Source organism: Kribbella sp. (genome assembly GCF_035687465.1).
Lineage (GTDB): Bacteria > Actinomycetota > Actinomycetes > Propionibacteriales > Kribbellaceae > Kribbella.
Map to the genome: position 1 here is coordinate 1 of NZ_DASRXP010000002.1, position 3025 is coordinate 3025.

General features: G+C 67.6%; 3 protein-coding genes. All 3 read right to left on the reverse strand.

The genetic code is table 11. The features are described from left to right. The coding region (locus tag VFG33_RS00020; RefSeq protein WP_325020945.1) for a tetratricopeptide repeat protein at positions 1 to 741 on the reverse strand (741 nt) is incomplete at its 3' end. A 69-nt stretch (positions 742 to 810) separates the two neighbouring features. After that, complete coding sequence (locus VFG33_RS00025; protein ID WP_325020947.1) at positions 811 to 1083, reverse strand: DUF4242 domain-containing protein; 273 nt, start codon at positions 1081 to 1083, stop codon at positions 811 to 813. A 38-nt stretch (positions 1084 to 1121) separates the two neighbouring features. After that, positions 1122 to 2870, reverse strand: a complete 1749-nt coding sequence (locus VFG33_RS00030) for an alpha/beta hydrolase (RefSeq protein ID WP_325020949.1) — start codon at positions 2868 to 2870, stop codon at positions 1122 to 1124. Positions 2871 to 3025: the final 155 nt, after the last annotated feature.

The following is a 3025-nucleotide window of genomic DNA, read 5'->3' on the forward strand; positions in this document are numbered from 1 at the left end:
GCTGTCCCCGAGCCGATCCGCCAGCTGGAGGGCGTGGTCGGCGAGCTCTCTGGCTCGGGTGAGGTTGCCGAGTTGCCGCTCGACCATGCTCAGGTTGCCGGACTCGGCGGCGACTGTCCGGAGATCGCCCATCGCGTGCGCCAGTTCGAGCCGTCGCAGCATCCAGTCGCGCGCTTCGGGAAAGTCCGCGGTCATCTGTGCCGCGGCGCCCAGCAGATGCAGGGCGTTCGAGCGTCCCCGCTGGTCATTGGTTCTGGAGACCGCGTCGAGCGCCTCGAGACTCAGAGCCTGGGCGCGACCGATGTCGGTCCGGAGTTCGATCCGGGCGAGGCCGGTCCGGGCGAGCGCAACGCCGGTCGGGTCGGACAACCGGCTGGCGATCTCGAGGCTGCGTTGATGCAGATCCCGGGCTACCGCGTCGTCGCCTTGCCAGAACGCGAGCAGTCCCGCCTGGAACAGCGCCTCAGCGTGCGAGGCGTCCTCGACGCTCCGAGCGAGCAGGACATGATCGAGCCAGTCGCGACCATCGCCGATCCTGTCGGCGAACTGCCAGAAGTCGACAAGGGCGAGTGCCAGCCGGAGCGCTTCGTCGGTCCGGTCGTGGTCGATCAACCAGCCCAGCGCCCACTCGCACTCGCTGTAGATCCCACCCAGCTGGTCGAGCCACTTCGCCGCCTCGGCGCTTCTGAGGTGAGTGGCGGCTTCCTCAGCGGTGGTGAGCAGTTCCGTGGCTCGTGACATGCCGACCGATCCTTCATCCGGAGGGTCCCGCCGTACGTATCCCCTCGACGTACGGCGGGACTCGGCCGGTTAGTGGTAGAAGTACGGGTCCAGGACGTGGACCTCGGTGATGTTGTCCACCGGCATCCCGTTGGTTTCGGCGGCCTTGCGGATGGCCTCGGGGGAGGGGCCGTCGTAGATGCAGTACGTGGTCTTGTGATCCGGGCTGACGTAGGAGTGCACCCAGCTCACGCCGTGGACGGCGTTGCCGTCGACGACCTTCAGCAACCCCGCGGCACCTCTGTCGTTGACGGGAATCGCCAGGCCGTCCGGGAAGGTGCGTTCGACCAAGTAGCGGGTCATGTTCAGTTCCTTTCTCTCTTTGGCGTACTTCCGGAAAATCACAGGAGGTCGGCGAGCAGGGCGGCTGCCCGTGCGGCGCCGCCTGTTTCGACCGGGCGGTAGAGGACCTCTCGGCGGAGGTCCTTGACGATCGCCTCGGCGAGGGTGTTCGGGTCCGCTGCCTCGTCGTACGGGAGGAAGCGGCCGGCCGAGTACCGGTCCAATCGCTTGCGGACATGGAAGTTCTGCTCGAAGTGGTTGCGCAGCGGGACGTAGATGAACGGCGTACGGCTGGCCGTCAGCTCCATGCAGGTGGTCAGACCGCCTTGTACTACGGCCAGGTCCGCTGCGGCGAGGTGCTGGTAGAGGTTCGGCAGATAGCCGGCAACGGTCACTCCACGTCGGGGCGGTAGTGATGCAGGGTCGATCCGCGGTCCGGCCACGACGACGAACTGCAGTTCCGGGACCAGACGACGGGCCAGCGGTACTGCGTCGAGCACGCGCCGCAGCAGCGCAGTACCGACGCCGGACCCACCAACCGTCACCACGCAGAGCAGTGCATCCCGCGCGTAACCAAGCCTTTGCCGCAAGGCGTCCCGGTCCGCGACCTCGGCCGGATCGAACCCGGTGGCGTACCCCGAGAAGTCGAAGTTCGCGGAGGTCCATTCACGGATCCCGGGCAGCCCCGGACCGAAGGAGTCCTCGACGATGTCGTCCGGCTGGCCGATGAAGATCGACCGGTCGCGCAGCCGCCGGAACCGGGCCCGCTGCTCGATCATCTCCGCGTTGTAGTCGGCCGTCAGCGCGGCCTCGGGAGCACCGCCCGACGGCATCGGCAGCCAACCGACGAAGTCGGTCATCCACGCGTAGGCGAAGCGTTTGAGCTCCGGGTTCTCGTGCAGGAAGTAGTCGACGTCCCACGCCTCGTCGCTGACCACCAGGTCGTAGTGCTCGCCGTCGACGACGTCGTTGAACACCATGAAGTTGTTCACCAGGATCTCGTCCATCCGGCGGATCGCCTGGAACGCGTGCAGGTCGTGCTCGTCCGCCTCGAACTCGAGGTGGGCGGATTCGTTCGCCAGCCATCGCGACGCCGGATGGACGCGCTCGCCGGCGTCGTCCAGCACCTGCGTGACCGGATGCTGTGCCAGCCAGTCCACGTGCAGGTCCGGATGATGCTTCCTCAGTTCGCCGGCGATCGCCAGGTCGCGCCTGGCGTGTCCGAGACCGATCGGCGAGGAGAGATAGAGAGCGCGCTTCGGGCGGTTGAGCGGCCGCACCCAGGTACGCCGCGTCTGCGCCGGTGACACCTGATCGACGAACTCTTTGACCAGCCGGTTCACCAGGATCGGATCGCGGCCAGGGATGCCGTGGCCGCCGCCGGCGACCGTGACCAGCGAACCACCGGTCAGTTCGGCCAGCATGAGGCCCTCCGCGGGCGGCCGGATCCGGTCGTCGTCCCCGTGGACGACCAGCACCGGGCAGCTCACCGCACCCAGTTCGCGCCCGACATCGAGGGACCAGAACTCCTGGTCGGCGTAGGCACCGTCGCCCGAGGGCGCATCCGACTGGCCAGCTCCGCGCCCGTCGAACGTGATCACCCGGAAATGCCGGGCGAGATACGGCACCTGCGCCTTCCAGAAGCGTGATGGCACGATCGACCAGGTCGGCATCAACACCACGGTCGCCGCACCGTCGCCGTACACCTTGTACGCGACGGAAACGCCGTCCCTGTCGACCCACCCCTCGACATCAGGCTTCCGCGCCGCCCGCTCCCCGACCCCGACAGGCTGCTGAACCGTGCTCATCCTCGCCATCACTCCCCCCTGTGTGATGCCCAAGAACCTAGGCGCCCCCGCCCACCCATCGCATCAGGTGACCCACCTGGGCCGATCAACTGCCAAGAAGCGGGATGCGGCTGAGCACCTCAGGGCGCATGAAGGGACGACTCGACGCGGGGGAG

What these genes read in the sequence shown, in the direction of transcription:
- VFG33_RS00025 (WP_325020947.1), bottom strand. Translation starts at nt 1,083, where the DNA reads ATGACCCGCTACTTGGTCGAACGCACCTTCCCGGACGGCCTGGCGATT.
- VFG33_RS00030 (WP_325020949.1), bottom strand. Translation starts at nt 2,870, where the DNA reads ATGAGCACGGTTCAGCAGCCTGTCGGGGTCGGGGAGCGGGCGGCGCGG.